Genomic DNA, 23,736 nt, shown 5'->3' on the forward strand with positions numbered 1-23,736 from the left:
CTGGGGTCAGCTACTCCCAGGCAAGGAGTGACACGACGACAGCCGGTGCATCCCGGCGAGCAGGACTGGCCGCACCTCCGGGGCTGACGGTGATCGTCACAACACGGCCCCATCGAAAGGACGTGACTGGTGTCCCAGGCCAGGAAAGCCTGGAGCACCAGTCACCTGCTGAGCGAAGGGCACACCCCTCGCACGGCGCCATGGACCGTCAAGCGCTCAGCCGACGCCGTTGTTGGCGCCCCCACCGCCGGGATTGGGGTTGCCCGGCTGCTGCTGATTGTTGTTGTTATTGTTGTTGTTGTCACCGTCTTTACCAGAGGAGACCGTGAGGTTAACGGTCGAACCGGCGGGCACTTGGTCTCCGGCCTTCGGGCTCGTGCCGATGACCTTATTGGCGTCCACCTTGTCAGAGGACTTGTAGTCCACGGTGACGTTGAGTCCGAGCTTCTTCAAATCAGCAGTCGCGTCCTCGACAGTCTTCCCGTTGAGGTTCTTGGGAATCGTCACTGGACTGGTCGGCGCCTGTGTGGCCGCGCCGCTGGAGAAGCTCACGGTGATCGTGTCTCCCGCGGAGACGCTGGAGCCCGCGGCCGGGTTGGAGGAGACGGCCTTGCCGCGCTCGACCTCGGCCGAGGCGACGTCGTCGCCCCTCTTGAACTGCAGGCCGGCATCCTCAATGGACTTCTTCGCCGTGGCCTCGTCCTGGCCCGAGACGTCGGGGACGGAGGTGTTCCCGGTGGAGAGCACCAGGTCCACCGTGGTGCCGCGTGCAACGGAGTTCCCCGCCTGCGGGTTGGTGTAGATGACCCGGTCCTTGGCGACCGTGGCGGAGTCCTCCTGGGAGGTGTTTCCGCCCTCGAGCCCGGCCTCCTTGAGGGCCTTGCGGGCGTCCTCCTGGGTCTTGCCGGACAGGTCGGGAACCTTGACCATCGCCGAGCCGGTGGAGAAGTGCACGGTGACGGTGGAGCCCGGCTCGACCTTCGTGCCCTTGCCCGGGTCGGAGGAGACGGCCAGTCCCGCACCGACCTCCTCGTTGGCGACCTCGTCCTTGGCGAACTTCAGGCCGGCGTCCTCAATGGTCTTCTTGGCCGATTCCTCGTCCTGACCGGAGGTGTCGGGGACCTCCACCTTGCTGATGGTCGGGCTCGGCGTCGGGGTGGGTACGTTGTCGAAGGCCCCCGAGGCCCACCGTCCGGCGACGACGGCCAGCGCCACGAACAGCAGGAACACGAGGACCCAGATCCAGGCGTGGCTCTTGGGCTTCTCCTCGGGTTCTTCGGCCTCCTTGGCCGCCTGCATCGGAGAGGCCCCGGAGGGCACCTGGGCGAAGGAAGAGGTGGGCTGAACCGGTTCGGCGGCCGGTGAGGCCATGACTGAGGTGGCTGGGGACCAGGAGTCGGCGGCCGGCGCGGCCACAGACAGGCCCCGGGCGGCCGCCTGCAGGTCGGCGCGCATGTGGGCGGCGTCCTGGTAGCGGTCCTCCCGGCTCTTGGCCAGCGACTTGAGGATCACCCGGTCCAGGGACTCGGGCACATCGGCCGCCAGCGAGGAGGGGCGCTTGGGAATCTCCCGCACGTGCTGGTAGGCGATGGCCACGGCGGAGTCGCCCTGGAAGGGCGGCTGGCCGGTGAGCAGCTCGTAAAGGAGACACCCGGTGGAGTACAGGTCCGAGCGGGCGTCCACGGACTCGCCACGGGCCTGCTCCGGGGAGAGGTACTGGGCGGTGCCTACCACCGTGTGAGTCTGGGTGACCGTCGAAGCGGAGTCCTCAATGGCCCGCGCAATGCCGAAGTCCATGACCTTCACGGAGCCGGTGGAGGTCAGCATGATGTTTCCGGGCTTGATGTCGCGGTGGACGATCCCCACCCGGTGGGAGTACTCCAGAGCGTCCAGGACCCCGGAGACGATCTCCACGGCCTCCGCGATCGGGACGGCCTCGCCCTCGCTGAGGAGCTCACGCACCGTGTGCCCCTCAATGTACTCCATGACGATGTAGGGGACCGTGCGGCTGGCGCCGCCCGGCTGGAGGAGCTCCTCCTCCCCGGAGTCGTAGACGGCGACGACGGCGGGGTGGTTGAGGGCCGCCGCGGACTGGGCCTCCCTGCGGAAGCGGGCCTGGAAGGTGGGGTCGCCGGCGATGTCCGAACGCAGCAGCTTGATGGCCACGACCCGCGACAGGCGAGTGTCGTAGCCGAGGTGCACCTCTGCCATACCACCACGTCCGATGAGGTCGCGGATCTCGTAACGGCCCGCGAGGACCTGGGGGAACTGACTGGTCACAGTACCTCCTTGACAGGGATGCTCAGCATCAAGGCTGGCACGACCTGATGCGCATGGGCAAGCGTACCTGTGCTGTGCAGGGTGATGAGCGAGAGCGCCGGGATGAGGGCCCTGAGCGTCAGCAGGTTGAGGCCGAGGAAGGAGCGTCCCGAGGCGTGCCGGGCGGTGCGCGACGGCGTCGGCTCCTCGGCCGCGTGACGGCCGGGACGTACGGCGGCGGGCCGGGGCAGTTCGCGGGTCTGCGGGCCGCGGCGGCCAGTGGACTCCCAGCTGAGCGCCTCACGGGGATCCCATGCGTCCGTGGGCAGGTTCACCACCGCCCGGTCCAGGGCGCGGGCCACCTCGCGGGCGGAGTGCGGCCGGTCGGAGGGCTTCTTGGCGAGCAGCTTGAGGATGATGGCCTGGACCTGGGGCGGGACGGCGTCGGGGAGGGCGGGCACCTCCTCGTTGACGTGCGCGAAGGCGATATCGACCTGGGTGGCTCCGCTGAAGGGGCGCCGCCCCACCAGGGCCTCGTAAGCGATGATGCCCAGTCCGTAGAGGTCGCCAGCAGGGGTGGCCATGTTCCCCATGGCCTGCTCGGGGGCGAGATACTGGGCAGTGCCCATCACCATGCCGGAGGCCGTCAGCGGGCGCTGGTTGATGCCGGTGGAGATGCCGAAGTCGGTGAGCTTGGCCAGGCCCTCGCGGTTGATGAGGATGTTGGAGGGCTTGACGTCCCGGTGGACGACGCCGGAGTCGTGGACGACCTGCAGGGCGCGGGCCACCTGCGCCAGGACCGGCAGAATCTCGGCGGGCGACAGGGTCCCCTTCTCGGCGATGATGTCGGACAGGGCGCGCCCCTGGACGAGCTCCATGATGAGCCAGCCGGTGCCGTCCTTCTCCCCGGAGTCCAGGACGACGGCGAGGTTCGGGTGGCGCAGCCCCTTGGAGTTCTTGGCCTCCGCACGCAGGCGGGACAGGAAGATCTCATCACCGGTCAGCTCGGGGCGCAGGATCTTAGCGGCCACGGCTCGACCCGAGCGCAGGTCGGTGGCGCGCCACACCTGGCCCATGCCGCCCAGAGCGATCTGCTCGACCAGCTCGTAGCGGCCCTGGAGCTGAAGCCCGGCAACAGGTTTCACTGGTTCACCGCCGCATCGATGACCTGGGCGGCGACGGGGCCGGCGATCTTGCCGCCGGTGGCGCCGTCCTCGGTCTCCGCATTGCCGTCGAGCACGACGGCCAGGGCGATCTCAGGCTTGTCGATGTCGGTGCCGGCGAAGCCCACGAACCAGGTGGTGGGGCCGCTGTCCGTGCCGGTCTCGGCGGTACCGGTCTTGCCGGCCACCTGGACCCCGCTGACCTGGGCGCTGGTGCCCGTGCCCTCGGCGACGGCGGTCTGCATGAGGGAGGACAGGGAGGAGGCGGTGGCCGAGTCGATCGGGGTGCGGGCCACCTTCGTGGAGGTGGAGCTGACCTCGTTGAGGTCGGGGTCCAGGATGCGCGAGACCAGGTAGGGGGTCATCTGCTCACCCTTGTTGGCTACGGTGGCGGCCACCATCGCCATCATGAGCGGGGTCGCCTGCACCGAGGCCTGACCGATGCCGGCCATCGCGGTCTGCGCCTGGGAGTCGTTGTGCGGGTAGGTCGACGGCGTGACCTTCAACGGGATGGACAGGTCGGAGTCGAAGCCCCAGTTCTTCGCCTCCTTGGAGAGCTCCTCCTCGCCGACATTCATGGCCAGCTGCGCGAAAGGAGTGTTGCAGGACTCGGCGAAGGCGTGGGAGAAGGTGGTCCGACTGCCGCCGCAGGACTCCCCTCCGTAGTTCTCCAGGGAGTGGCTGGTACCCGGCAGGGTGATGGTGTCGGGGGCGTCAACCTCCTGATCGGGCTTGATCTTGCCGGTGCGCAGTGCCGCCGCCGTGGTGAGGATCTTGAAGGTCGACCCCGGCGGGTAGCGGTTGCCGGCGATGGCCCGGTTGTCCAGGGGACGGGAGGAGTCCTGGCTGAGGGTCGCGTTGGCCTCATTGGCGGCGTTCCCATTGCGGGTCGCGAAGGCCGAGGGGTCGTAGGAGGGGGTGGAGACCAGTGCCAGGATGGCCCCGGTCTTGGGGTCCAGGGCGACGACGGCGCCCTCGCGCCCGGCCAGGGCGTCGTAGGCGGCCTGCTGGATCTCGGGCTTGATGGTCAACTCCACGGCCCCGCCCCGCTGGGAGTCACCGGTGATGAGGGTCTTGATCCGGGAGGAGAACAGGGAGGGGTCATCCCCGTTGAGCACGGAGTTGCCCTCCTTCTCCATGCCGGTCATGGAGGCGAAGGCGGGAGAGAAGTACCCGGTCACCGGGGCGTAGAGCGGCCCGTTGGCGTAGACGCGCTGATAGTCCTCAGAGCCCTGGCCGTCGTCGGACTTCTGGGTGCTGGCGATCGTGGTGCCGCCGGCCAGGAGGATCGGGCCCCGTTCGGTGTCGAAGTTGCGGCTGACGGTACGGCGGTTGCGCGGGTCGGAGTTGAGGGCCCCGTTGGCCGACCACGACTCCCACACGGAGGGGCGGGCCAGTCCCTGGACGCTGGTGACGGACAGGGCCAGCGTGGCGAACATGACCAGCACCAGGAAGGCGACCTGACGGATCTGTCGGTTCATGGCAACTGCCTCCTGTCAGTGTCGTCGGTGAAGCCCGGGGCCCGCGATGAGCGCAGGGTCTCCCCGTCCGGTGCGGTGTGCGGCGGAGGCGGCGCCTCCGGACTGACGGCGACGGCGGGCCGGGCGTCATCCTCCAGGCTGCCGAAGCCGGGTGCGGCCGACGGGGAGGTGTAGCCCCCGGCGTCGGCCGGTGCGCCTCCAGCCGGTGCGTCATCAGCGGCCTGGGCCATCGAGTCCTCGGCCCCGGCGTCCTGGACCCGACGGCGCAAGGACAGCGGCAGCTCGGCGGTGTCGATGATCCGCGGCGCGTGGGTGGCCGGCCGCCGGGCGGCGTCGGACAGGCGCAGCAGGAGAGCCAGGATGATCCAGTTGGCGATGAGTGAGGAGCCACCATAGGCCAGGAAGGGCAGGGTCAGCCCCGTCAGCGGGATGAGCCGGGTGACACCGCCGATGACCACGAAGATCTGCAGGGCGACGGCGAAGGACAGACCCACGGCCAGGAGCTTGCCGAAGCCGTCGCGCAGCAGCACGGCGGTGCGCAGTCCCCGCTGGATGAGGACGAGGTAGAGCATGAGCAGGACGAGCGTGCCGGTCAGCCCCAGCTCCTCACCCAGTGAGGCGAAGATGAAGTCGGAGTTGGCGAAGGTGACCAGGGTCGGTGAGCCCTTGCCCCAGCCGGCGCCCATGAGCCCGCCGGTGGACATCCCGAACATGCCCGTCAGCAGCTGCCAGGAGCCGCCCGCGGCGTTGTACACGGCATTGTCGGTGGCGTGGAGCCAGCCGTTGATGCGCTGCTGGACGTGGTTGAGATGCGTGGCCGCGAACCAGGCCGCCGGGAGGAACAGAGCGGCACCGATGAGCAGCCAGGAGGGCCGGTCAGTGGCCACGTACAGGACGACGACGAACAGGCCGAACAGCAGCACCGAGGAACCCAGGTCCTTCTGGAGGACCAGGACGCAGATGCTCACGCCCCACACGATGAACAGGGGGCCCAGGTGCCGGGCGCGCGGCAGGCTCATCCACAGGACCTTGCGGCCCGCCAGGGCCAGGTTGTCCCGGTTGGCCACGAGGTAGGAGGCGAAGAAGACCGCCAGCAGCACCTTGGACAGCTCGGCCGGCTGGAAGCTCATCGGGCCGATCCGGATCCAGATGCGGGCGCCGTTGATGCTCTGGCCGATCCCCGGGATGAAGGGAAGGACGAGGAAGACCAGGCCGGACCACATGGCCCACCGGTCCCAGCGCCTCAGGCGCCGGTAGTCGCGCAGTAGGAGGAGCGTGACGGCGAAGAGGATGACGCCCAGCAGCGTCCAGACCAGCTGCTTGGAGCCCACGTAGAACTGCCACTGCTCGTTGGCCTCATAGGCCAGGTCCAGGCGCCGGATCATGGCCAGGCCGATCCCGTTGAGCGCCACCGCCGTCGGCAGGAGGACCGGATCGGCCCACGGGGCGGCGTAGCGCACACACAGGTGCATGAGGACGGTCAGGACGAGGAAGGCGATGGCCACGCCCACGGTCTGCGCCGGGGAGGAGCCGGTGCGGTTGAGGGCGGTGAGTACGAAGCCGCCCAGCCCCAGGACCAGAGCGACGCCGAGCAGCGCGGCCTCCGCCCAGCGTCCCGAGTATCGGGCGACGCCGGCGGGCTGGATGGTCGCGACGCCCGCGGGGGCGCCCAGGGGACCGGGAGCAGCAGTCATCTCACCCCTCCTGCCCGGGCTTGGTGGGCTGGGTCGGTGTGGCGGAGGCCGGCGACGGGGTGGAAGAGGACGAGGAGGAGGGCTTGGCCGTGGGGCTCGCGGTGCCCTGCGGGGCGGGGGTCTGCTTGCGGTAGGAGCGCACCGTCTTGTCCACGTAGGTCTCCGCGGCGCTCATCGACGACTGGGTGACAGTGGCCTCCAGGCGCTCGCGGATGTTGTGATCGAGGGCCTCGACGGGCAGGTCCGCGTAGGTCTTGACCGAGTGGCTCAGCTTGAGCGGGCCGACGGACTGGGGGATCCCCTGGTAGATGGCGACCTCGCCCTTGTAGGTGGAGACGTAGTAGCGGGTCTGGGTCCAGCGGTAGAACAGGGCGCTGGCGCCGACGAGCGTGGCCAGCAGGACGAGGCTGCCCACGAGGACCCGACGGCGGTGGCGGCGTCGGGCCTTCTCCTGGGTGGCGGCCTCGGCGGCGATGGCCTCGTCGACCTCGGAGGATTCCTTGGCGGAGGGGGCCTCGGGCTTGTCCTCCAGGGTGGCCATGAGGGCTGCGGCCTTGGCGGCGGGGCTGGCGGCCTCGGACTCCTTGGCCTCGGCCTGCTCGTCACCGGCACGGTGGGCTGCGGCGGCGCGCTCCTGGGCGAGGCGCTCGGTGGCGGCGCTGCCCACCACCTGCGGGACGGTCTGTGGCTCGGGGTCGTCCTTGACGACGTCGAAGACGACGGCGGTGACGTTGTCCGGTCCGCCGGCGCGCAGGGCCAGGTCGATGAGCTGGTCGGCGGCCTGACCGGGGTCGGCGACGCCGGCCAGGACCTCACCGATGGTCTCGGCGGTCACCGGGCCGCTCAGGCCGTCGGAGCACAGCAGCCAGCGGTCGCCGGGAACGGCCTCGCGGATCGACTCGTCGAGCTGGACCTCGCCCTCGGTGTCCCCCAGGACGCGCAGGAGGACCGAGCGCTGCGGGTGCTGGCGGGCCTGGTCCCGGGTCAGGCGCCCGGTCTCCACGAGGTACTCCACGAAGGTGTGGTCGGTGGTGACCTGGGTCAGGGTGCCGTCGCGCAGCATGTAGGCGCGCGAGTCGCCCACGTGGACCATGGCGAGCTTGTTGCCGCTGCGCATGACGCCGATGCAGGTGGTGCCCAGGCCGGCGAGGTCGGGGTCCTGCGAGGACAGGGTGACGAGCTCGGTGTGGGCGGCCTGGACGGCGTCGCGCATGAGGCCCAACAGCTCGCCGGCCTGGTGGGAGTCGGCGTCCAGGGGCATGAGGTGCTCGACGGCGACCGCCGAGGCGATGTCTCCGCCCGCAGGTCCGCCCATCCCGTCGCACAGAAGGCACAGGTGGGGGCCGGCGTAGCCCGAGTCCTGGTTGGACTGGCGGACCAGGCCGACGTCGGAGCGTGCGGCGAAGCGCAGGGAGATGGTCATGAGCGCAGCTCCAGCGTCGTTTGGCCGATTCGGACAGGAATGTTCATGGGGAGCTCCACGGCGCCGTGCACGGGGCGGCCGTCCATCATGGTTCCGTTGGTGGATCCCAGGTCCTCCAGCCACCAGGCGCCGTCCTTGGGGAAGACGCGGGCGTGGCGCGATGAGGCGTAGGAGTCATCGAGGACCAGGGTGCAGGAGGGTGAGCGGCCGATGATGATCGACGAGGGGCTCAGGGGCACGGTCGAGCCGGCCAGGGGGCCCTCGGTGATGACCAGGCGGGTGGCGCTGCGGCGTCGGCCCCTGGGGGGTGGGCCCGAGGGCTGCTCGGAGCCGCCCGCGGAGCGTCGACGTGACGGGCCGGCGACGGGGGAGTCGGCCATATCGCGGCGCATGACGCGCACGATGAGGTACAGGAAGAACCAGAGCAGGACCAGATAGCCCAGCCGCAGGATCGTGAAGGCGAGTGCGCTCAACCGTTGACTCCGCTGTTCTGGGTGCCATCCCAGAACAGGATCTGGGTGCGGCCGATGGTGAGGGTGTTGCCGTCCACGAGCGTGACGGCGTCGACCCGCTGGCCCTCGACGAAGGTGCCGTTGGTGGAGCCCAGGTCGCTGGCGATGGCGTTGCCGTGCGTCAGGCGGATCTCCAGGTGACGGCGGGAGACGCCGGAGTCGTCGACGATGATGTCCGCCTCCGAGCCGCGCCCGATGACGGTGACCGGTCCGGTGAGCAGGTAGCGCTGGCCGTTGATGTCGACGATCGGGTGCGCCGGGGTGGCGGTGGCGGAGGCGGCCGGGGCGGCGGCGCCGCGTCGCGTGGAGGACTCGATCTCGATGGCCGGGGCGTTGGGGTTGTTGTTGACGAGGAAGGAGACCTCGACCGGGCCGACGAAGGAGTAGCCCTGGTCCGCGGCGTGCGAGGTGGCGACCTCCTCCATCTGACGCACCATCTCGTCCTGGCCCCAGGCGGTGATGCGCTCAATGCTCGGCGGGGTGAGGTGGATGCGGAAGATGTTGGGAACCACGGAGCGGTCGCGGGCGAAGGACGCGGCGCGCTTGTCCATGGTCTCGCGGAGCTTCGAGGCGATCTCGATGGGCTCGATGTCGTCCGAGAAACGGGACATGGCGCGGTTCGTGACGTTCTCGACGCCCTTCTCGAACTTGTCCAGGAATCCCATGGACAGTACCTCCCCCAAATATGGTGTGGCGGCCCCCGGGATGGAGCCGGGAGACGGGACTGTCCCGCCTCGCTATGGGCCTGCACGGACCTGCGTGCAGGCCGATACCGTTCCCATCGTAACGGTAGCGAAGTCATCGCAGGGAAGACGGCCCCCTCTGTGTGAGGTAATTGTGTCGTGAGCGGTCTCACGGCCGGATATGGCGGTGAGGATTGGACGCGGGCGGCGATGGCAGGCTAGTCTCATGCTCGCTTCTCGCGCGAGTGGCGGAATTGGTAGACGCGCACGGTTCAGGTCCGTGTGATCTTACGATCATGGGGGTTCGAGTCCCCCCCCGCGCACAGAATGGAAAGGCCCGGGCCACATGGTCCGGGCCTTTCGCTGTCTCCGGTTCCCGGTTGGCCGCCTTGTTCGGGGCCCGCGGCGGGGCGGCCTACTCCACGAGGGTCGGGATCCACTGGCCGAGGGTTGTGCGTACTGCACGAGGGCCCCACCCACCCGGAGTACCCCCGACCCTCCTTCAGTAGCACCCCACCCTCGTGCAGTGCGTGCACGGCGTCTGAGCGGCCCCGCCCTTGAGACAACCTTGTCTGCGCGGGTCGGTGCGGCGTCGTTCCCGTGTGACGGGGGAGTCAGGCGGAGGCGGGGCGCGCGTGCAGGCGGCGCAGGAGGTACCAGGCGGCCAGGGCCCCGATCCAGGCGCCGACGGCGTTCTGACCGACATTGGCCAGCGAGGGGCGCCGTTCCAGCATCGGCAGGAGGCTCTGGAGCACCTCGGCGCTCAGCCCGACCACGCAGCCGACCAGCGCCCACATCCACCAGGGGATGTCCCGCCAGCCCACGACCGCGCAGAAGGTGGCCGGCGCCAGCATCACCAGGTTGAGGACGATGTCCTTGCCCTCGGAGCTGAGGAAGCCCGGTCCCATGGTGTCCTTGAGCTCGGCGACCTCGCGCCCGGAGGGCCACACCACCGCCACGCAGACGATGGCCAGGAGGATGACCGCCGCGACGCGGGCGATCCGCTCATAGGAGGTCCGGCCCGGGGGATGAGCCTTGGAGGGCTGGAGGTCCGTGGCGCGGCCGGCCAACGGCGAAGCGGCCGACGCCGGTGATGTCCCCCAGGAGGTGTCGGGGGACTGGGCGGACGTCAGTGCGTCGGGCGCGGGCTGCTGGGCGGGCACGCTCACGACGCTACCGCCCGCCCTCCGGGAACCCCGGAAGGCGGGCGGTAACGATCAGAGCACATCGGAGTGCGGGAGCGGCCCCGGCTCAGCAGCAGCTGGCGTTGATCTCCGTCTCGGCCTGCTTGGCCCGGGCGCGCCAGAACTCGCGCTCACTCATGGGACCGTGACCGGCGCCGTGCTCAGAACCGTGGGCGCCCCCGTGCCCGTGGGGGCACTGCGCGTGCTCGCGGGCGTAGCGCTCCAGGTAGCGGTCATAGGCGGACTCGCCGGTCATGTCCCGCCACAGGGTGCGGGCCCGGGTCAGGACCTGGCGGACCCGACGTCGGGCGCTGGGCCGATCCGCCGGCTGCGGCGTCGAAGGAGAAGGTGTCATGACTTCTCCGCGTGGGCCTTGTGCGGGATGAGGGCCGGGTCGCCCACCTGCTCGTACTCCCGGGAGACCTTCTTCATGAGCGAGGAGGCGATCATCGTCTCGGGCGCGTAGAAGTTGGACTCCTGGTACGGGTCCTCCGACGTCGTCGTGTCCAGGTTGCGGAGCGTCTGGACGATGCGGATGAGGGCGCAGACCATGACGAAGGCCACCATGACCAGGAAGATGATCGACAGCGTCCCCTGAATCATCGTGTTGCGCACGATCGCCCGGGTCTCCTCGATCTTGGCCGGGTCGGTGAGTGTGCCCAGCTTGGCCACGGCCTCCTGATGCTGCTGGAAGTAGCCCACGAGCGGGTCGCTGGAGAAGATCTTCTGCCATGAGGCCGTGAAGGTGACGGCCGTGTCGAAGACCAGCGGGATCGCGGGGATCCACACCCACTTCGTGTAGCCCTTGCGCACCACCATGACGGTGACCACCAGAAGCGCCACGGCCGCGATGAGCTGGTTGGCGATACCGAACAGCGGGTAGAGCGTCTGGATGCCGCCGCGCGGGTCGGTGACACCCATGAGGAGCAGCGCCCCCCACGAGGCGACGACGACCGCCGTGGTCCCCCAGGCGCCCACGTGCCAGGACGGGTCCTTGAACTTGGGGAAGGCGTTGCCCAGCGCGTCGGAGAGCTGGAAGCGGGCCACGCGGGTGACGGCGTCGACGGCCGAGAGGATGAACAGGGCCTCGAACATGATGGCGAAGTGGTACCAGAAGCCCATCATGGCCCGGCCTCCGCCGATCTGGTGGAGGATGTGGGCGATGCCCACCGACAGGGTGGGGGCGCCGCCGGTGCGCGAGACGACGTTGGGCTCGCCGACGTCACTGGCCAGGCGCTCCAGGGCCTCAGCGCCCGTGTAGGTCTTGGGGTTGCCGTTGTCGTCCCAGGAGTCCCACTCGGGAGTGGGCTTGTGGCCCTGGGCGTCGGTGACGCCGAGGTTGCCGACGGCGACCTCGGCGAGCTTCTCGCAGTGGTGCTCGGGGTCGTCGGTGGTCTTGCAGGGGGCCGCGGCCACCGTCTCGGGGCCGGCGAGCTTATTCATGGTCGCCGTCGAGGTGTTCATGGAGAAGTAGATGCCCGGGCTCAGCGAGACCGCGGCGGCCAGCGCCATGATGGCCACGAAGGACTCCATGAGCATGCCGCCGTAGCCGATCATGCGGACCTGAGTCTCCTTCTCCACCATCTTGGGGCTGGTGCCCGAGGCGACCATGGCGTGCATGCCGGACAGGGCGCCGCAGGCGATGGTGATGAACAGGAAGGGGAAGAGGGTGCCGGCGAAGACCGGGCCCGCGGTGTTGAAGGCGAATTCGGTGACGGCGGACATCTCCACCAGGGGGCGCACGATGATGATGCCCAGGGCCAGGATCGTGATGGTGCCGACCTTCATGAAGGTCGACAGGTAGTCGCGCGGGGTGAGCAGGACCCACACCGGCAGGACCGCGGCCAGGAAGCCGTAGATGATCATGGCCCACACCAGGGTCTTGGGGGACAGGTGCAGGTAGTGGCCCAGGGGTGACTCGGCCACCCAGCGCCCGCCGATGATGACGGCGATGAGCAGGCCGAAGCCGACGAAGGAGACCTGCGTGATCTTGCCGGGCTGGACGAAGCGCAGCCACAGGCCCATCCCGATGGCGATCGGGATGGTCATGCCCACCGAGAAGACGCCCCAGGGGGAGGCGGCCAGGGCGTTGACGCAGACCATGGCCAGGACCGCCAGGACGATCATGAGCATGACGAAGACGACGATGGTCGCCACGATGCCGCCGATCCGGCCGATCTCGTCAGTGGCCATCTGGCCCAGGGAGCGGCCGCCGCGGCGCATGGAGAAGAACAGGACGAGCATGTCCTGGACGGCGCCGGCCACGAGCACGCCGATGATGATCCACAGGGTGCCGGGCAGGTAGCCCATCTGGGCGGCCAGGACCGGGCCGACCAGCGGGCCGGCGCCGGCGATGGCCGCGAAGTGGTGGCCGTAGAGGACGACGCGGTGGGTGGGGTCGAAATCGCGCCCGTTGTTGATGCGCTCGGCCGGGGTGGCGTTGGTGTCGTCGGGGCGCATGATGCGCCGCTGGATGTAAAGGGCGTAGAAGCGGTACCCGATCGCGTAGGTGCACACGGCGGTGACCACGAACCAGATGGTGTTGACGTGCTCGCCGCGCACGACCGCCAGCATCCACCACCCCAGGACGCCCAGGGCGGTAATGGCCACCCATGTGGCGATCCGAGCGGGTGTCCATCGATTGTCAGGATGTATGCCGACGGGGACGCCGTCGGCGTTGCGGATGATCCGCTTCTCCTCCTCCGGTGAGTAGGTCGGCAGAGAGGCTTCTTTCTGGGGCATCGGGATTCCGTTCTCGTCGTCGAGAAAAGGTGTGACGTCATCGTCTCCGGTGACTCTCCCAGGGTATTCCTCCTGGTGGCGGAAAGGAAGCAATCGTGAGACCGATGGCGGGGCGTTCGTCTTTCTGCTCCGATATCAGCACCATTTATCCCACCTATTGAATAATGCTTCCGGTGGCCGCTTCGCGGCCTCGCGCATGACGCCGGCGGGCCCGAGCCGAGACCGGTGCGCGGGGTTCGGGGTGCCCGGGGCCTGCGACTACCCTGGCGTCGTGTCCGTGCTCCATCCCGTCCTCGACGTCCTCGCGCAGGCGCCGATCCTCACCGTCTTCCTCGTCATCGGCCTGGGGACCGCCGCCGGGCAGATCCCGCTGGGGCCGATCCGCTTCGGCGCGGCCGGGGCGCTCTTCGTGGGCCTCGCGGTGGGCGCCCTCGACCCCCGGCTCGGTGCCGATCTGACTCTGCTGCGCAGCCTCGGCCTGGCGCTGTTCTGCTACACCGTGGGCCTGGGCGCCGGCAACACCTTCTTCCGCGACCTGCGCAGACAGCTGCCGCTCATGGCCCTGTGCGTCGTCGCGCTCGTGATCGCCGGCGCGGCGGGCGGCCTCTACTCCCACCTGACCGGGGTGAGCCCCGCCATGGACTCCGGCGCCTACGCGGGGGCCCTGACCTCACCGGTGCTCGACGCCGCCATCGAGGCGGCCGGTACCCAGGAGCCTGCCGTCGGCTACGCCCTGGCCTACCCCGTGGGCGTCGCCGTCGCCATCCTCATCGTGGCCGGGGTCGTGGGGCGCACCTGGCCCGGGCGACGCGACCCGCGGCCCGCCAGCGCCGACGGCATCACCGCCACCAGCGTCTACCTCCTCCAGCGGGTGGCCCTGGGCGAGATGAAGGCCTTCAAGGAGGGCCGCATCCGCATCTCCTACCTGGAGCGCGACGGCGAGACCCGGGTCGTGGCCCCCGGTGAGGAGCTGCTGCCCGGGGACAAGGTCGTCATCGTCGGGGCGCCGGCCGCCGTCGAGTCCGCCATGCACGACCTGGGCACCGGGCTCCACAACTGCCTGGCCAAGGACCGCACCGCCGTCGACTTCCGGCGCCTGACCGTCTCCTCGACGCGGGTGGCCGGGCGCACGATCGCCGAGGTGGACATGCCTGGGCGCTTCCAGGGCGTCATCACCCGCGTCAAGCGCGGTGACCTGGACCTGCTGGCCCGCGAGGACCTTGTCCTGGAGCTCGGCGACCGGGTGCTGGCGGTCGTCCCCAGCGACGAGCTGGAGAAGGCCGCCGACTGGTTCGGCGACTCCGAGCGCTCCATCGCCCAGATCGACGCCTTCTCCGTCGGGGCAGGCATGGCGCTCGGCGTGCTCCTGGGGCTGGTGGCGATCCCGCTGCCCGGCGGCATCACGCTGCGGCTCGGGGTGGCGGCCGGGCCGCTCGTCGTCGGCATGATCCTGGGGTGGGTGGGGCGCACCGGACCCTTCGTGTGGGGGCTGCCGCACGCCGCCAACTCCACCATCCGCCAGCTGGGGCTGCTGTTCTTCCTGGCCGCGATCGGGCTGGCCTCGGGGCCGGACTTCGCGGCCTCGGCCTTCTCGATGACGGGACTCAAGGTGGGGGTGCTCGCCGCGCTCATCGTGGTGGTCAACGCGATCGTCCTGCTGGCCGGGGCGCGGTGGGCCGGGGTGTCCGCGCAGCGCGCCTCCGGCGGCCTGGCCGGGCTCGTCGGGCAGCCCGCGATCCTCGCCTTCGCCCTGTCCAAACGCGATGACGAGCGCATCGAGGCCGGCTACGCGACCCTGTTCGCCCTGGCCATCGTCGTCAAGATCGTCATGGTCCAGGTCCTCGTGGCGCTGTAGGCGCGGATCCTGGTGGTGGGCGGGGGAGTGCCTCCGGGGCCGCCGGATCCGGGCGGCGGTGCACGAAGGAGCGCTTCTTGGGTGGTCGGAGCCGGTCCGAGTGAGCCCTGGTGTCCACATCGGTGACAAAGAAGCCTGTGGCTCGATGAGGCCGTCAATAGAACCGCGGAATCATGCGGTTTCTTGGCGGCGGTGTGTACCCGGAGCCCGCCTTTGTCTCCGATGTGGACACGCACGCGTCTTTCGCTGTCTGCTGTGGCCGTGCGACGGGGCGGTGCGGACGATCAGTCGGTCGCGTCGCGCCCGGCGAAGACCTCGCGGGCCACGAAAGTGGCGTTGAGCGCCCGCGGGAAACCGGCGTAGACCGAGGCGTGCAGGATCGCCTCGACGATCTCCTCACGGGTCAGCCCCACGTTGAGGGCGGCTCCGATGTGGATCCTCAGCTGCGGCTCGCAGCCGCCCAGCGCCGTGAGCACGCCAATCGTGACGAGCTGACGGCTGCGCGGGTCCAGGCCGGGGCGGGAGTAGACGTCCCCGAAGCCGAAGGCTGCGATGTGGTGGCCAAGTGCCGGGCTGATGTCCGCCAGCGAGTCGATGACGGCCTGGGCGGCCTCGCCGTCGACCGAGCGGGCGACCTCCAGGCCGCGCTCGCGCCGCGCCAGGTTCTCGGGGCTGGTGACGTCGTGCTGTGGGTGAGAGGTTTCAGCGGTCATGAGGGGTTCTCCTTGTCAGTGCTGGAAATGTTGGTGTTGGGGGTGTTGATGTTGTCCGGGACGGCCTGCCCCTCCAGCTCCCGTGTGTAGGCGGCGATCTTGTAGTCGGTGGCGGCCAGCGCCAGCCGGAGCTCGTCGATCCGGGCTCGCAGCCCCTCACGGTGCTCGGTGAGCAGAGCCAGGCGCTCGGGCACCGTGTCCCGACCGGCTTCGACCAGTTCGATGTAGCGCCGCAGGTCGCGGATCGGCATGCCTGAGGTCCGCATCCGGGTGAGGAACACCAGACGCCGCACGGCCGCGGCGTCGTAATGACGGTGTCCGGAGGCGTCACGGTCCACCCGCACGAGCCCGATCCGCTCGTAGTAGCGCAGCGTGTGGACGCTGACCCCGAGGCGGTCGGCGGTGGTAGCGATGTCCCATCCGGTCGCACCGGGCCCGTCTGTAGGCCCGAGGTTGTCGCTGCGTGGGATGGAGGCGAGCCGCAGCGCCTCGCGGAGCCGGGCGTCGTCGGGCTCGCCGCCTGGAGCAGTTGGGCTGGTCATGGGGCAGACCGTAGGACTTCGAGCGCGCTCGAAGGCAAGAATGCTCGGAGTGGCGGCTCCGGGCGGCGGCGCGGGGATAGCCTGGCCGCATGCTTGTCGCCTTCTCCGTGTCCCCGACCACCACTGACGCGCCCGACGGGTCTGTCTCCGAGGCGGTGGCCCGAGCCGTGCGCGTGGTGCGCGACTCCGGCCTGCCTTATGAGACGATCTCGATGTTCACCACGGTCGAGGGTGAGTGGGACGAGTGCATGGACGTGGTCAAGCGGGCCTGCGAGGCGGTCGCCGAGGTGAGTCCGCGCGTGGTGCTCGTCCTCAAGGCCGACATCCGCCCCGGCTGGACCGGCCAGATGACCGCGAAGGTCGAGCGCGTCGAGGCCCGCCTGCGCCAGGCCGACTGAGCGCGCCCGGCAAATCGACCAAAACTTCAAAAACGACGCGGCTCCGAGTCGATTCTGAAGATTCTGTCGAAGTGTGGGTGGGGAGGGAGGCGCGAGCGGCGTCAGCGACTCAGCTGAGCAGGGCCAAGACGACGGCGGCGCTGCGGGCGGCGGCCTCCTCGGCGGCGATGTGGAAGTCCTGGCCCGCCTCGGGGCCGCACAGGTCGGACACGCCGCGCACCGAGACGAAGGGGACGCCGGTTCCGGCCGCCACCTGCGCCAGCGCCGTCGACTCCATGTCGGTGCTCAGTGCCGCGGGGAAGACCTCGCGGGTGTCGGCGACGTTCGCGGCCGTCACGAAGGAGTTGCCGGCCAGCATCTGACCGACGCGCAGTCGCGCCGAGCCCGACGACGCCGTGGCGCCGCGCAGGGCCTCCTGGCCCACCTGCTCCAGGCGCTCCAGCAGGGCCGCATCCCCGGCGAAGGTCTCCGGCTGTCCCGGGGTCTGGCCGCGGGCGTAGCCGAAGGCGGTGGCGTCGGCGTCGGTGTAGGCCAGGCTCTCCGAGGCGCACACGTCGCCGACCTCGACCTGCCGGCCGAGCCCGCCGGTGGTTCCCGCCGAGATGACGGCGCTGGGGCGGACCTGAGCCAGGACCGTCGCCAGCGCGCTCGCGGCCGCCACGAGCCCGATGCCGCTGCGCACCACGATGAGCTCGCGCTCGTCGCCGGGAAGCTGGAGGGACCAGGCGCGTGCGGCTCCCGGCAGGATCGGCGCCTGGGCTGCCTCGCGCTCGGGCAGGGCGTCCAGGAAGGGCTGGACCTCCTCGGCCATAGCGCAGGAGACAATGACGGGTGCGGCACTGGTGCGACTCACACGCCGAGCCTACAGGGGCGGCCGAGCCCTGAAAGCGTCCAGAGGGGACGGCTTTGACGGCCGATCGCAGCCACTATCAGGAAGTAACAGGGCGATGACCTGGGCTTTTGTAGACCGCGGTGCGGGTGTCGTGATTCAAAGTCGTCCCAGATGGACAGAATCGCTGCATGGTGACTCTGCCGGTGTCGTTGCTCTGAAGACATGCTGCCGTCATACGTCCGCGGGTCAAGAGCTGGGGCGTCTGGTTCCCGGGCGGGGCAGATGCGGCGGGATGCGCCCGCCAACGATCCAGGTGACGGTTCCCTCCGGTTCGTCTGCCGTGCCCGTCGCACTCGGAACCTATGAGGTAAGAGTGCCATCACCCTGCCTGGAGCGGGATGATCGGGGTGATCCCCATGCGCATGGCGATGGGGGCGACAATTTCGACCGTGCTGTGCTGGAGGACCTGTCGGCTAGTCAGACGCACTGGAACGTGACTCGCGGTGAGTGCGGCCTGGTCGCGCAGGTGGTCGTGCTCCCAGTCGAGATGGGAGGAGTGAAAGGCGTAGCCGTCCGTTTCGATGAGAAGTGCTGGGTGACTGTCTGCTCGAAGCGCCTTGGTGTCGGGCGTGAGACCGGGGATGAGGTCGTGTGGATGAGCTGTCAGCACCAGATCCACCTCTCCAACGCCCGGGACGAACACTGCCGTCGCCGGCCGGTATCCCGCCTCTTCCAGCTCGTAACGAGCGATCGTCTCCAGAAGAGAGCGGGCATCGGGGAGCGACCGCGACACAAGCGTGCGGGAGCGGTGGTTTCGCGGACCCCGTAGGAGGCTCTCAAGCTGAGAACGGGTCGTCAGACCAAGTCGAAGGGCCGCATCGAGCGCGATGAGTGCATCAAGCTCATCCGCACAACGCAGGTAACAGATGAGTGCCGGCTCCACGGGTGCCACCGGTGCCGCATCTGCGGCGGGCAGAATGAGTCCACTCAACCGATGGGTGACGACGCGTCCGATTGCGTCCGGTATGTGACCCTGGTTGCAGGGGATGGCGATATGCAACGTTGTGGGCGCTGATTGCAGCGGTAGGCCGTAGTGCCGCATCGCGTGGGCACAGGTGATGACACCCCTGATGCGTCGGCAGAGGATGAAACGAGGGTCGGCGCCCTTCAGCGCGGCCACGTGGTTCGGGTGAAGAGTGACGAGCCCGTCGGCGGCGGCTCGGGCAACCAGACGACGCTCGGTCCGCGTGCTGCACAGCGTGCTCAGGCGCGCTGCTCCCTGGTAAGCGGCGAGACGCGCCAGCAGTCCCTCGATCCTGGATGACTTATCCATACCTAAATGATGTCAAACATCATCAAAACGCGCCTTGCTGGAGTGGGGGGTTGTGGACTGAGGTGTGTCCGTTTTGTCCAGAGGGGACGGCTTTGACGGCCGATCGCAGCCACTATCAGGAAGTAACAGGGCGATGACCTGGGCTTTTGTAGACCGCGGTGCGGGTGCCGTGATTCAAAGTCGTCCCATCTGGACAGATTCGCCGCACGGCAACTCTGTCGAGGCGCTGTAGAGAGCGTGCAGTGGGGGTCGGTGGGGCGGTGGCCTTCTGTCGGGGTGGAATCCTCGCTTCGCCAGGAGGCAAGCTCTGGTGTGGAGCGACGTCAGGCGTCGCCGGTCTGCGTCGGCGTGCTCAGCCCGATAATGACCGCCTCGATGAGGTCTCGCAGCCTGTCGCAGTCCGCGTTCTCAGTGATCGAGTCCATGAAGAGCAGGCTGACGAGGTCGGCCAGGCTCGCCGTGGGGACGGTGGGGCGGCGCCCCATGCGGGCGAGAACCTTCTCGACCGTCCCGGACAGTCTGGCGGTGAAGTCGGCGCGCGCCGTACCGGGGATTGTCGGGCTGTCGGGGTTGCGCAGCTGGAAGAGGGAGTACTCCGTGGTCAGCAGGTAGATGGTGCGGGCCTCGGGGCGGATGGCCTCGAGCAGCTCCATCAGCGAGTCCATCGTGGGGGCGCCCTCGAAGGAGTCGATGGCTTGCGTGACCCGTGACAGCAAGGTGTTGGAGCGCGTGACGATGGCCTCGGTCAGGACGTCCTGGAGTGAGGAGTAGTTGGAGTAGAAGGCGCCCCGGGTGAAGCCGGCCTGTTTGACGACGTCGTCAATGCGAGTGCTGGCAATGCCCTTGGAGGCAACGATGTCCGCAGCCGCCTCAATGAGGCGGGCGCGGGTGTTCTCCCGCTTGCGCAGCGTGCGCTCGGCGGCGGGCGGGTCGGTACTCGGTGTCATGAGACCGCCCACCTTACCGGCGCCATAGGGGTGCGAGGAGTCACAACGTCCTGGGTTTCAATACATGAATGTATCCAGTACGTTTGCGTATCGAATTCGATCATCTCCGTACCTTCTGAAAGGTCCGCCATGTCCACCTTCCTTTTATCCCTGGGGCGATGGTGCGCTCGTCACGCCACCCGGGTCCTCGCGGCCTGGGCGCTGCTTATCGCTGCCCTCGGCGGCGTCGTCGCCACCACCGGTATCCAGCTCGACGACACCTTCACCATTTCCGGCACTGAGTCGATGCGCGGCCTGGAGGTCCTCACCGATCGGCTTCCCCAGGCGGCGGGCACCAGCGAGCAGGTCCTCATCACCAGCTCCAACGGCCGCATCGAGAACCACGCCCCGGCGGTCAACGCCTTTGCTCTTCGGGCATCGCAGATCGACGGCGTCGCCACGGTTTCCCCGCCCTTCGGTGACAAGACCGCAGGCGTTGCGTCATCCGTCTCCGCGGACGGCGCCCACGTACTCGTCCAGGTGCAGACGGACGCCTCGGTCGGCTCCATCACCACCGGAACCACACCGAAGGCCAAGACCGTCGCCCAGGACCTCGACACCCTCGCCGAGCGCGCCGAGGCCATGGACCCGTCTCTGACAGTCCAGCGCAGCGGCAACATCGACCAGGAGGTGGGGATCGGCATCTCCGCCGTTGAGCTCGTCGGCGTCGCCATCGCCGCGATCGTCCTGCTCATCACCTTCGGCTCCCTCGTGGCCGCGGGTACCCCGCTCATCGCCGCCGCCGCCGGCGTGGGCGTCGGCATGCTCGGCATCCTCGCGGCGGCGAGCATCACCGACATCAACTCCACCACCCCGGTCCTGGCCGTCATGATCGGACTGGCGGTCAGCATCGACTACGCCCTGTTCATCGTCTCTCGGGCGCGCGAGTACCTCGCCGACGGCGTTGATCCGGCCGAGGCAGCAGGTCGGGCCACCGCCACCTCCGGAGGGGCCGTCGTCTTCGCCGGCACCACGGTCATCGTGGCCCTGTGTGGTTTGAGCGTGGCCGGCATCAGGTTCCTGACCACGATGGGGCTGGCCTCGGCGGCGGTCGTGGCAGTGGCCGTGCTCGTGGCCCTGACGGTCGTTCCTGCTCTCATCGGCCTCCTCGGTCAGCGCCTGCTCCCGAGGCGTCGCAAGGTCGCCGGCGTCGGCGCGGACGCGGACCGGAGGCCGGCCTCCCGCTGGGTGCGCACGGTGACCCGCCGCCCGTGGGTGACCATCGGCGCCGTCGTCGTCCTTCTGGGACTGTGCGCCGTCCCCGTCAGCGGCCTGCGCCTCGCCCTGACCGACAACGGCTTCGCTGAGAAAGGGTCGCAGCAGCGCGAGACCTACGACGCCGTCGCCGCGGCCTACGGAGAGGGCTACAACTCTCCGATCGTCGTGATCGCTGACATCTCTCAGCCCTCCGGCTCCGTCGCCGCGGTCCAGGGTCTGGCCCGTGACCTCTCCCAGCTCGACGGCGTCGAGGGAGTCTCCCTGGCCACTCCCAACGAGGACGGGACCCTCGCCTTCGTCCAGCTCCGCCCCGAGAAATCGCAGGCCGACCCCTCCACGATGGAGCTCGTGCGCAACATCCGCTCCCACGCCGGTGACTATGAGAGCCGCTACGGGCTTACTAACGTCATGGTCACCGGTCAGACCGCCGTTGCGATCGATGTCGCCGAGGAGCTCAACGCCGCCCTCATCCCCTTCGGCATTGTGGTGGTGGGCCTCTCGCTCATCCTCCTCATGGTGGTCTTCCGCTCCATTGCCGTTCCCGTGACCGCGACCCTCGGGTACCTGCTGTCTCTGGGCGCGGGCATGGGCGCCGTGGGGGCCGTCTTCGGCTGGGGCTGGGCTGCCGACCTCCTGGCCGTCTCCAAGGTTGGCGCCGTCATCTCCTTCCTACCGGTCATCGTCATGGGAGTCCTGTTCGGGCTGGCCATGGACTACCAGGTCTTCCTCGTTTCACGCATGCGCGAGGAGTGGAGCCGACGGCGCGGCGACGCGACTGATGCGACGCCTGAGGCTCGCCGCGAGGTGGCCGTCGCGGCGGTCGAGACCGGATTCCTGGGAAGCGCGAAAGTCGTGGTCGCGGCGGCCGTCATCATGATCGGCGTCTTCATGGCCTTCGTCCACACCGACAACGTGTACGTCAAGCCCATCGCCCTTGGCCTGACCGTCGGGATCGCCGCCGACGCCTTCCTCGTGCGCATGACCCTCATCCCTGCGCTCATGGCGGCGCTGGGAGAGAAGGCCTGGTGGCTGCCGGCATGGCTGGACCGGCTGCTCCCCGTCGTCGACGTCGAGGGGGAGGGCCTGGAGCAGGTACTGGAGCAGGAGGAGGCCGCCGCCGGCCAGTCCGCCCGACCGGTGACGGACAGCTCGGGCGATGAGGCCGCGGACGCCGAGGACAGGCAGGCCGCTGTCGTGTCCTGAGCCCGCGCTCGCGGGGTCTGGCGAGGGCGGGTCAGGTGGATTGCCGCCGGCCCGCCCTTGCCGGGGACATTCCACGCGGCCGGGTGCGTGTCCTTCCGGGCGGGGGCGTTCGACGCCGTCGGGGACAGGAATACGGTCACCGGACGCGCAGGATGTCCCCGGCCGCGGGGAAGTGTCCCCGGGTGCGCAGGATGTCCCCGGTCGTGGGGAGGTGTCGGTGGGGTCTGGTGGTGGATGCACCATTCGTGGGAGGGGTGTTTTGTGTCTGGTTCTGGGGTTGGTCAGGATGTGCGTCGTGATGCGGTGGCGCGGGTGGTGGCTGGTGAGTCGGCCTCGGCGGTGGGGCGGGTTCTGGGGTACCGGCGTGGGACGGTGAGCCGGTGGTGCCTGGCGGTGGGCCCCACTGTGTTCCGGTGCCCCATGGTCTGCGACGCCCTACTGACCCGCACCCTCGTCGTCCCGGGAGCCCGTGGCGGCGGTGACGGCCGCGGCCGGGTTGATGGGCAGTGCCCGGCGCGACTGGTCGCGGCGCAGCAGGAAGTTCCCCAGCCGGATCGGCCAGGCCACGTGGTTGATCCGCGGCCAACGCAGCATGACGTAGTCGACCGCGTCGTCCACCTCCAGGCGCCGCGTCGAGTTGCCGACCCGCACCCACAGCGCCGCTCCGTCGTGCCCTTTGGCCGGCTTGAGGTAGACCGGCAGCGGGGATGGGGGCGCCGTCACCCGGCACACCTCCGCGGTCCCGTCCGGGGTGGGCGCGAAGTCCACCCGGGGCAGTGCCGCCGCGTTCGTGCCCATGCGCGTGCGCCACATGCCGCGCAGCCACAGCTCGAAACGGTCGGCGTCGGGCTGTTTGAGGGTCGCGTAGTCGGGGCCGAGCCCGATGAGGTTGCCGCCGTCATCGACGCCGAGCAGGAGCGTGCCGCCCGCGGAGTTCATGAAGGCCGCCACCGTCTTGGCGACGACCTCCTCCATGGCCTCATCGCGCTTGTCCGTGCGCAGGTTCCAGCGCGCCGAGGACTTGAACTCCAGGCGGTCGGACTCGCCCATCTGGGCGACCTCCGCGATCGGCAGCAGCGTGGGATGGTGCTGGACGCGCGCCAGCACCGCGGAGGTTGCCACCAGCACCACGACCGCCACGCCGCAGGAGGTCGCCAGCATCTTGAACGAGAACAGGTCGCCCTCGTCGAAGATCCACCCCGCCAGCAGCAGCCCCAGCCACAGGCCGACAAGCGCGATGAGCGTGGCCGCCGCACCCGACACGGAGACTCGCCCGCGCAGCAGGAACCGCGTCAGCCGCCCCACGAGGAAGGACAGCAGGAGCAGCAGCGGCTGGGCGATGACCCACCAGATGAGGATGGGGTTGGCGGGGTTGGTGATGGTGACGGTCTCGATGCTCTCCACGTGCGTCAGGTTCTCTTCGTCTCGGTGCCTCGCGGCGCGGGCACGGGGTGGGCGGGGGTGGGCTGAGTGCGATTCAGGATGCGGTTGGTGCCGGTGCCGGTGCTGGACCGG

At 69.3% G+C, this 23,736-nt stretch carries 19 protein-coding genes and 1 tRNA gene; 4 read left to right on the plus strand and 16 right to left on the minus strand.

The genetic code is table 11. The features are described 5' to 3' along the window. Positions 1-216 precede the first annotated feature (216 nt). Genes pknB through FK267_RS01720 form a run of 7 tightly spaced genes read right to left on the minus strand, consistent with a single transcriptional unit; the run spans position 217 to position 9,197 of the window. Complete coding sequence (gene pknB / locus FK267_RS01690) at positions 217-2,280, minus strand: Stk1 family PASTA domain-containing Ser/Thr kinase (RefSeq protein WP_141405974.1); 2,064 nt, start codon at positions 2,278-2,280, stop codon at positions 217-219. Further along, entirely contained in the window at positions 2,277-3,404 is a 1,128-nt protein-coding gene (locus tag FK267_RS01695) for a serine/threonine-protein kinase (protein ID WP_075253675.1), read from the minus strand. The genes pknB and FK267_RS01695 overlap by 4 nt, the downstream gene beginning before the upstream one ends. Next, complete coding sequence (locus FK267_RS01700; protein WP_003788592.1) at positions 3,401-4,903, minus strand: peptidoglycan D,D-transpeptidase FtsI family protein; 1,503 nt, start codon at positions 4,901-4,903, stop codon at positions 3,401-3,403. Before FK267_RS01700 ends, FK267_RS01695 begins: the two co-directional genes overlap by 4 nt. After that, on the minus strand, positions 4,900-6,597 hold the full coding sequence (locus tag FK267_RS01705; protein WP_141405975.1) for an FtsW/RodA/SpoVE family cell cycle protein: 1,698 nt from the start codon (positions 6,595-6,597) through the stop codon (positions 4,900-4,902). Before FK267_RS01705 ends, FK267_RS01700 begins: the two co-directional genes overlap by 4 nt. A 1-nt stretch (position 6,598) precedes the next feature. Further along, a complete protein-coding gene (locus FK267_RS01710; RefSeq protein WP_141405977.1) occupies positions 6,599-8,020 on the minus strand; it encodes a PP2C family protein-serine/threonine phosphatase in 1,422 nt (473 codons plus the stop codon). Beyond that, the gene (locus FK267_RS01715) at positions 8,017-8,493 is read right to left on the minus strand and encodes an FHA domain-containing protein FhaB/FipA (RefSeq protein WP_003788599.1); all 477 of its coding nucleotides are present in this window, start codon (positions 8,491-8,493) and stop codon (positions 8,017-8,019) included. Before FK267_RS01715 ends, FK267_RS01710 begins: the two co-directional genes overlap by 4 nt. Continuing rightward, positions 8,490-9,197 (minus strand): FHA domain-containing protein, encoded by a 708-nt coding sequence (locus tag FK267_RS01720; protein ID WP_003788601.1) that lies wholly within the window; start codon positions 9,195-9,197, stop codon positions 8,490-8,492. The genes FK267_RS01715 and FK267_RS01720 overlap by 4 nt, the downstream gene beginning before the upstream one ends. A gap of 257 nt (positions 9,198-9,454) precedes the next feature. On the opposite strand from FK267_RS01720, the gene FK267_RS01725 reads away from it, so the two are divergent. Continuing rightward, a tRNA-Leu gene (locus FK267_RS01725) sits at positions 9,455-9,538 on the plus strand. A 291-nt stretch (positions 9,539-9,829) separates the two neighbouring features. Here the strand turns inward: FK267_RS01725 and FK267_RS01730 are convergent. The 3 genes from FK267_RS01730 to FK267_RS01740 all read right to left on the minus strand — a co-directional run bounded on the left by FK267_RS01730 (position 9,830) and on the right by FK267_RS01740 (position 13,141). After that, on the minus strand, positions 9,830-10,378 hold the full coding sequence (locus FK267_RS01730) for a VanZ family protein (RefSeq protein ID WP_232622475.1): 549 nt from the start codon (positions 10,376-10,378) through the stop codon (positions 9,830-9,832). Positions 10,379-10,466: 88 nt separating this feature from the next. Continuing rightward, positions 10,467-10,754 carry a CstA-like transporter-associated (seleno)protein gene (locus FK267_RS01735; RefSeq protein WP_141405981.1) on the minus strand — a complete coding sequence of 96 codons (288 nt, stop codon included), beginning with the start codon at positions 10,752-10,754 and terminating at the stop codon, positions 10,467-10,469. Further along, on the minus strand, positions 10,751-13,141 hold the full coding sequence (locus FK267_RS01740; RefSeq protein ID WP_141405983.1) for a carbon starvation CstA family protein: 2,391 nt from the start codon (positions 13,139-13,141) through the stop codon (positions 10,751-10,753). Before FK267_RS01740 ends, FK267_RS01735 begins: the two co-directional genes overlap by 4 nt. Positions 13,142-13,412: 271 nt before the next feature. On the opposite strand from FK267_RS01740, the gene FK267_RS01745 reads away from it, so the two are divergent. After that, positions 13,413-14,996 carry an aspartate:alanine exchanger family transporter gene (locus FK267_RS01745; RefSeq protein WP_141405985.1) on the plus strand — a complete coding sequence of 528 codons (1,584 nt, stop codon included), beginning with the start codon at positions 13,413-13,415 and terminating at the stop codon, positions 14,994-14,996. Positions 14,997-15,280: 284 nt separating this feature from the next. On the opposite strand, the gene FK267_RS01750 is transcribed toward FK267_RS01745, so the two are convergent. Together FK267_RS01750 and FK267_RS01755 are read right to left on the minus strand one after the other, a co-directional pair. Continuing rightward, positions 15,281-15,709: a carboxymuconolactone decarboxylase family protein gene (locus tag FK267_RS01750; protein ID WP_141405986.1), complete on the minus strand. Its 429-nt coding sequence runs from the start codon at positions 15,707-15,709 to the stop codon at positions 15,281-15,283. After that, entirely contained in the window at positions 15,706-16,251 is a 546-nt protein-coding gene (locus FK267_RS01755) for a MerR family transcriptional regulator (RefSeq protein ID WP_141405987.1), read from the minus strand. The genes FK267_RS01750 and FK267_RS01755 overlap by 4 nt, the downstream gene beginning before the upstream one ends. A gap of 89 nt (positions 16,252-16,340) precedes the next feature. Here FK267_RS01755 and FK267_RS01760 point away from each other — a divergent pair, with 89 nt between their 5' ends. Then, the gene (locus FK267_RS01760) at positions 16,341-16,649 is read left to right on the plus strand and encodes a thiamine-binding protein (RefSeq protein ID WP_141405989.1); all 309 of its coding nucleotides are present in this window, start codon (positions 16,341-16,343) and stop codon (positions 16,647-16,649) included. 109 nt (positions 16,650-16,758) lie between these two features. On the opposite strand, the gene mtnN is transcribed toward FK267_RS01760, so the two are convergent. The 3 genes from mtnN to FK267_RS01775 all read right to left on the minus strand — a co-directional run bounded on the left by mtnN (position 16,759) and on the right by FK267_RS01775 (position 19,761). Continuing rightward, positions 16,759-17,502, minus strand: coding sequence for a 5'-methylthioadenosine/S-adenosylhomocysteine nucleosidase (gene mtnN / locus FK267_RS01765; protein ID WP_141405991.1), 744 nt, complete (start codon positions 17,500-17,502; stop codon positions 16,759-16,761). Between the two features lie 358 nt (positions 17,503-17,860). Beyond that, positions 17,861-18,814, minus strand: coding sequence for a hypothetical protein (locus tag FK267_RS01770; protein WP_141405993.1), 954 nt, complete (start codon positions 18,812-18,814; stop codon positions 17,861-17,863). A 323-nt stretch (positions 18,815-19,137) separates the two neighbouring features. Beyond that, positions 19,138-19,761, minus strand: coding sequence for a TetR/AcrR family transcriptional regulator (locus FK267_RS01775; protein ID WP_141405994.1), 624 nt, complete (start codon positions 19,759-19,761; stop codon positions 19,138-19,140). Between the two features lie 129 nt (positions 19,762-19,890). Between FK267_RS01775 and FK267_RS01780 the strand changes: the two genes are divergently transcribed. Next, positions 19,891-22,221: an MMPL family transporter gene (locus FK267_RS01780; protein ID WP_141405996.1), complete on the plus strand. Its 2,331-nt coding sequence runs from the start codon at positions 19,891-19,893 to the stop codon at positions 22,219-22,221. A gap of 435 nt (positions 22,222-22,656) precedes the next feature. Here FK267_RS01780 and FK267_RS01785 read toward each other — a convergent pair whose 3' ends face one another. Further along, entirely contained in the window at positions 22,657-23,625 is a 969-nt protein-coding gene (locus tag FK267_RS01785; RefSeq protein ID WP_003788621.1) for an AlbA family DNA-binding domain-containing protein, read from the minus strand. Positions 23,626-23,736: the final 111 nt, after the last annotated feature.

It is taken from the genome of Actinomyces oris (assembly GCF_006546825.1).
Classification (GTDB): Bacteria; Actinomycetota; Actinomycetes; order Actinomycetales; family Actinomycetaceae; genus Actinomyces; species Actinomyces oris.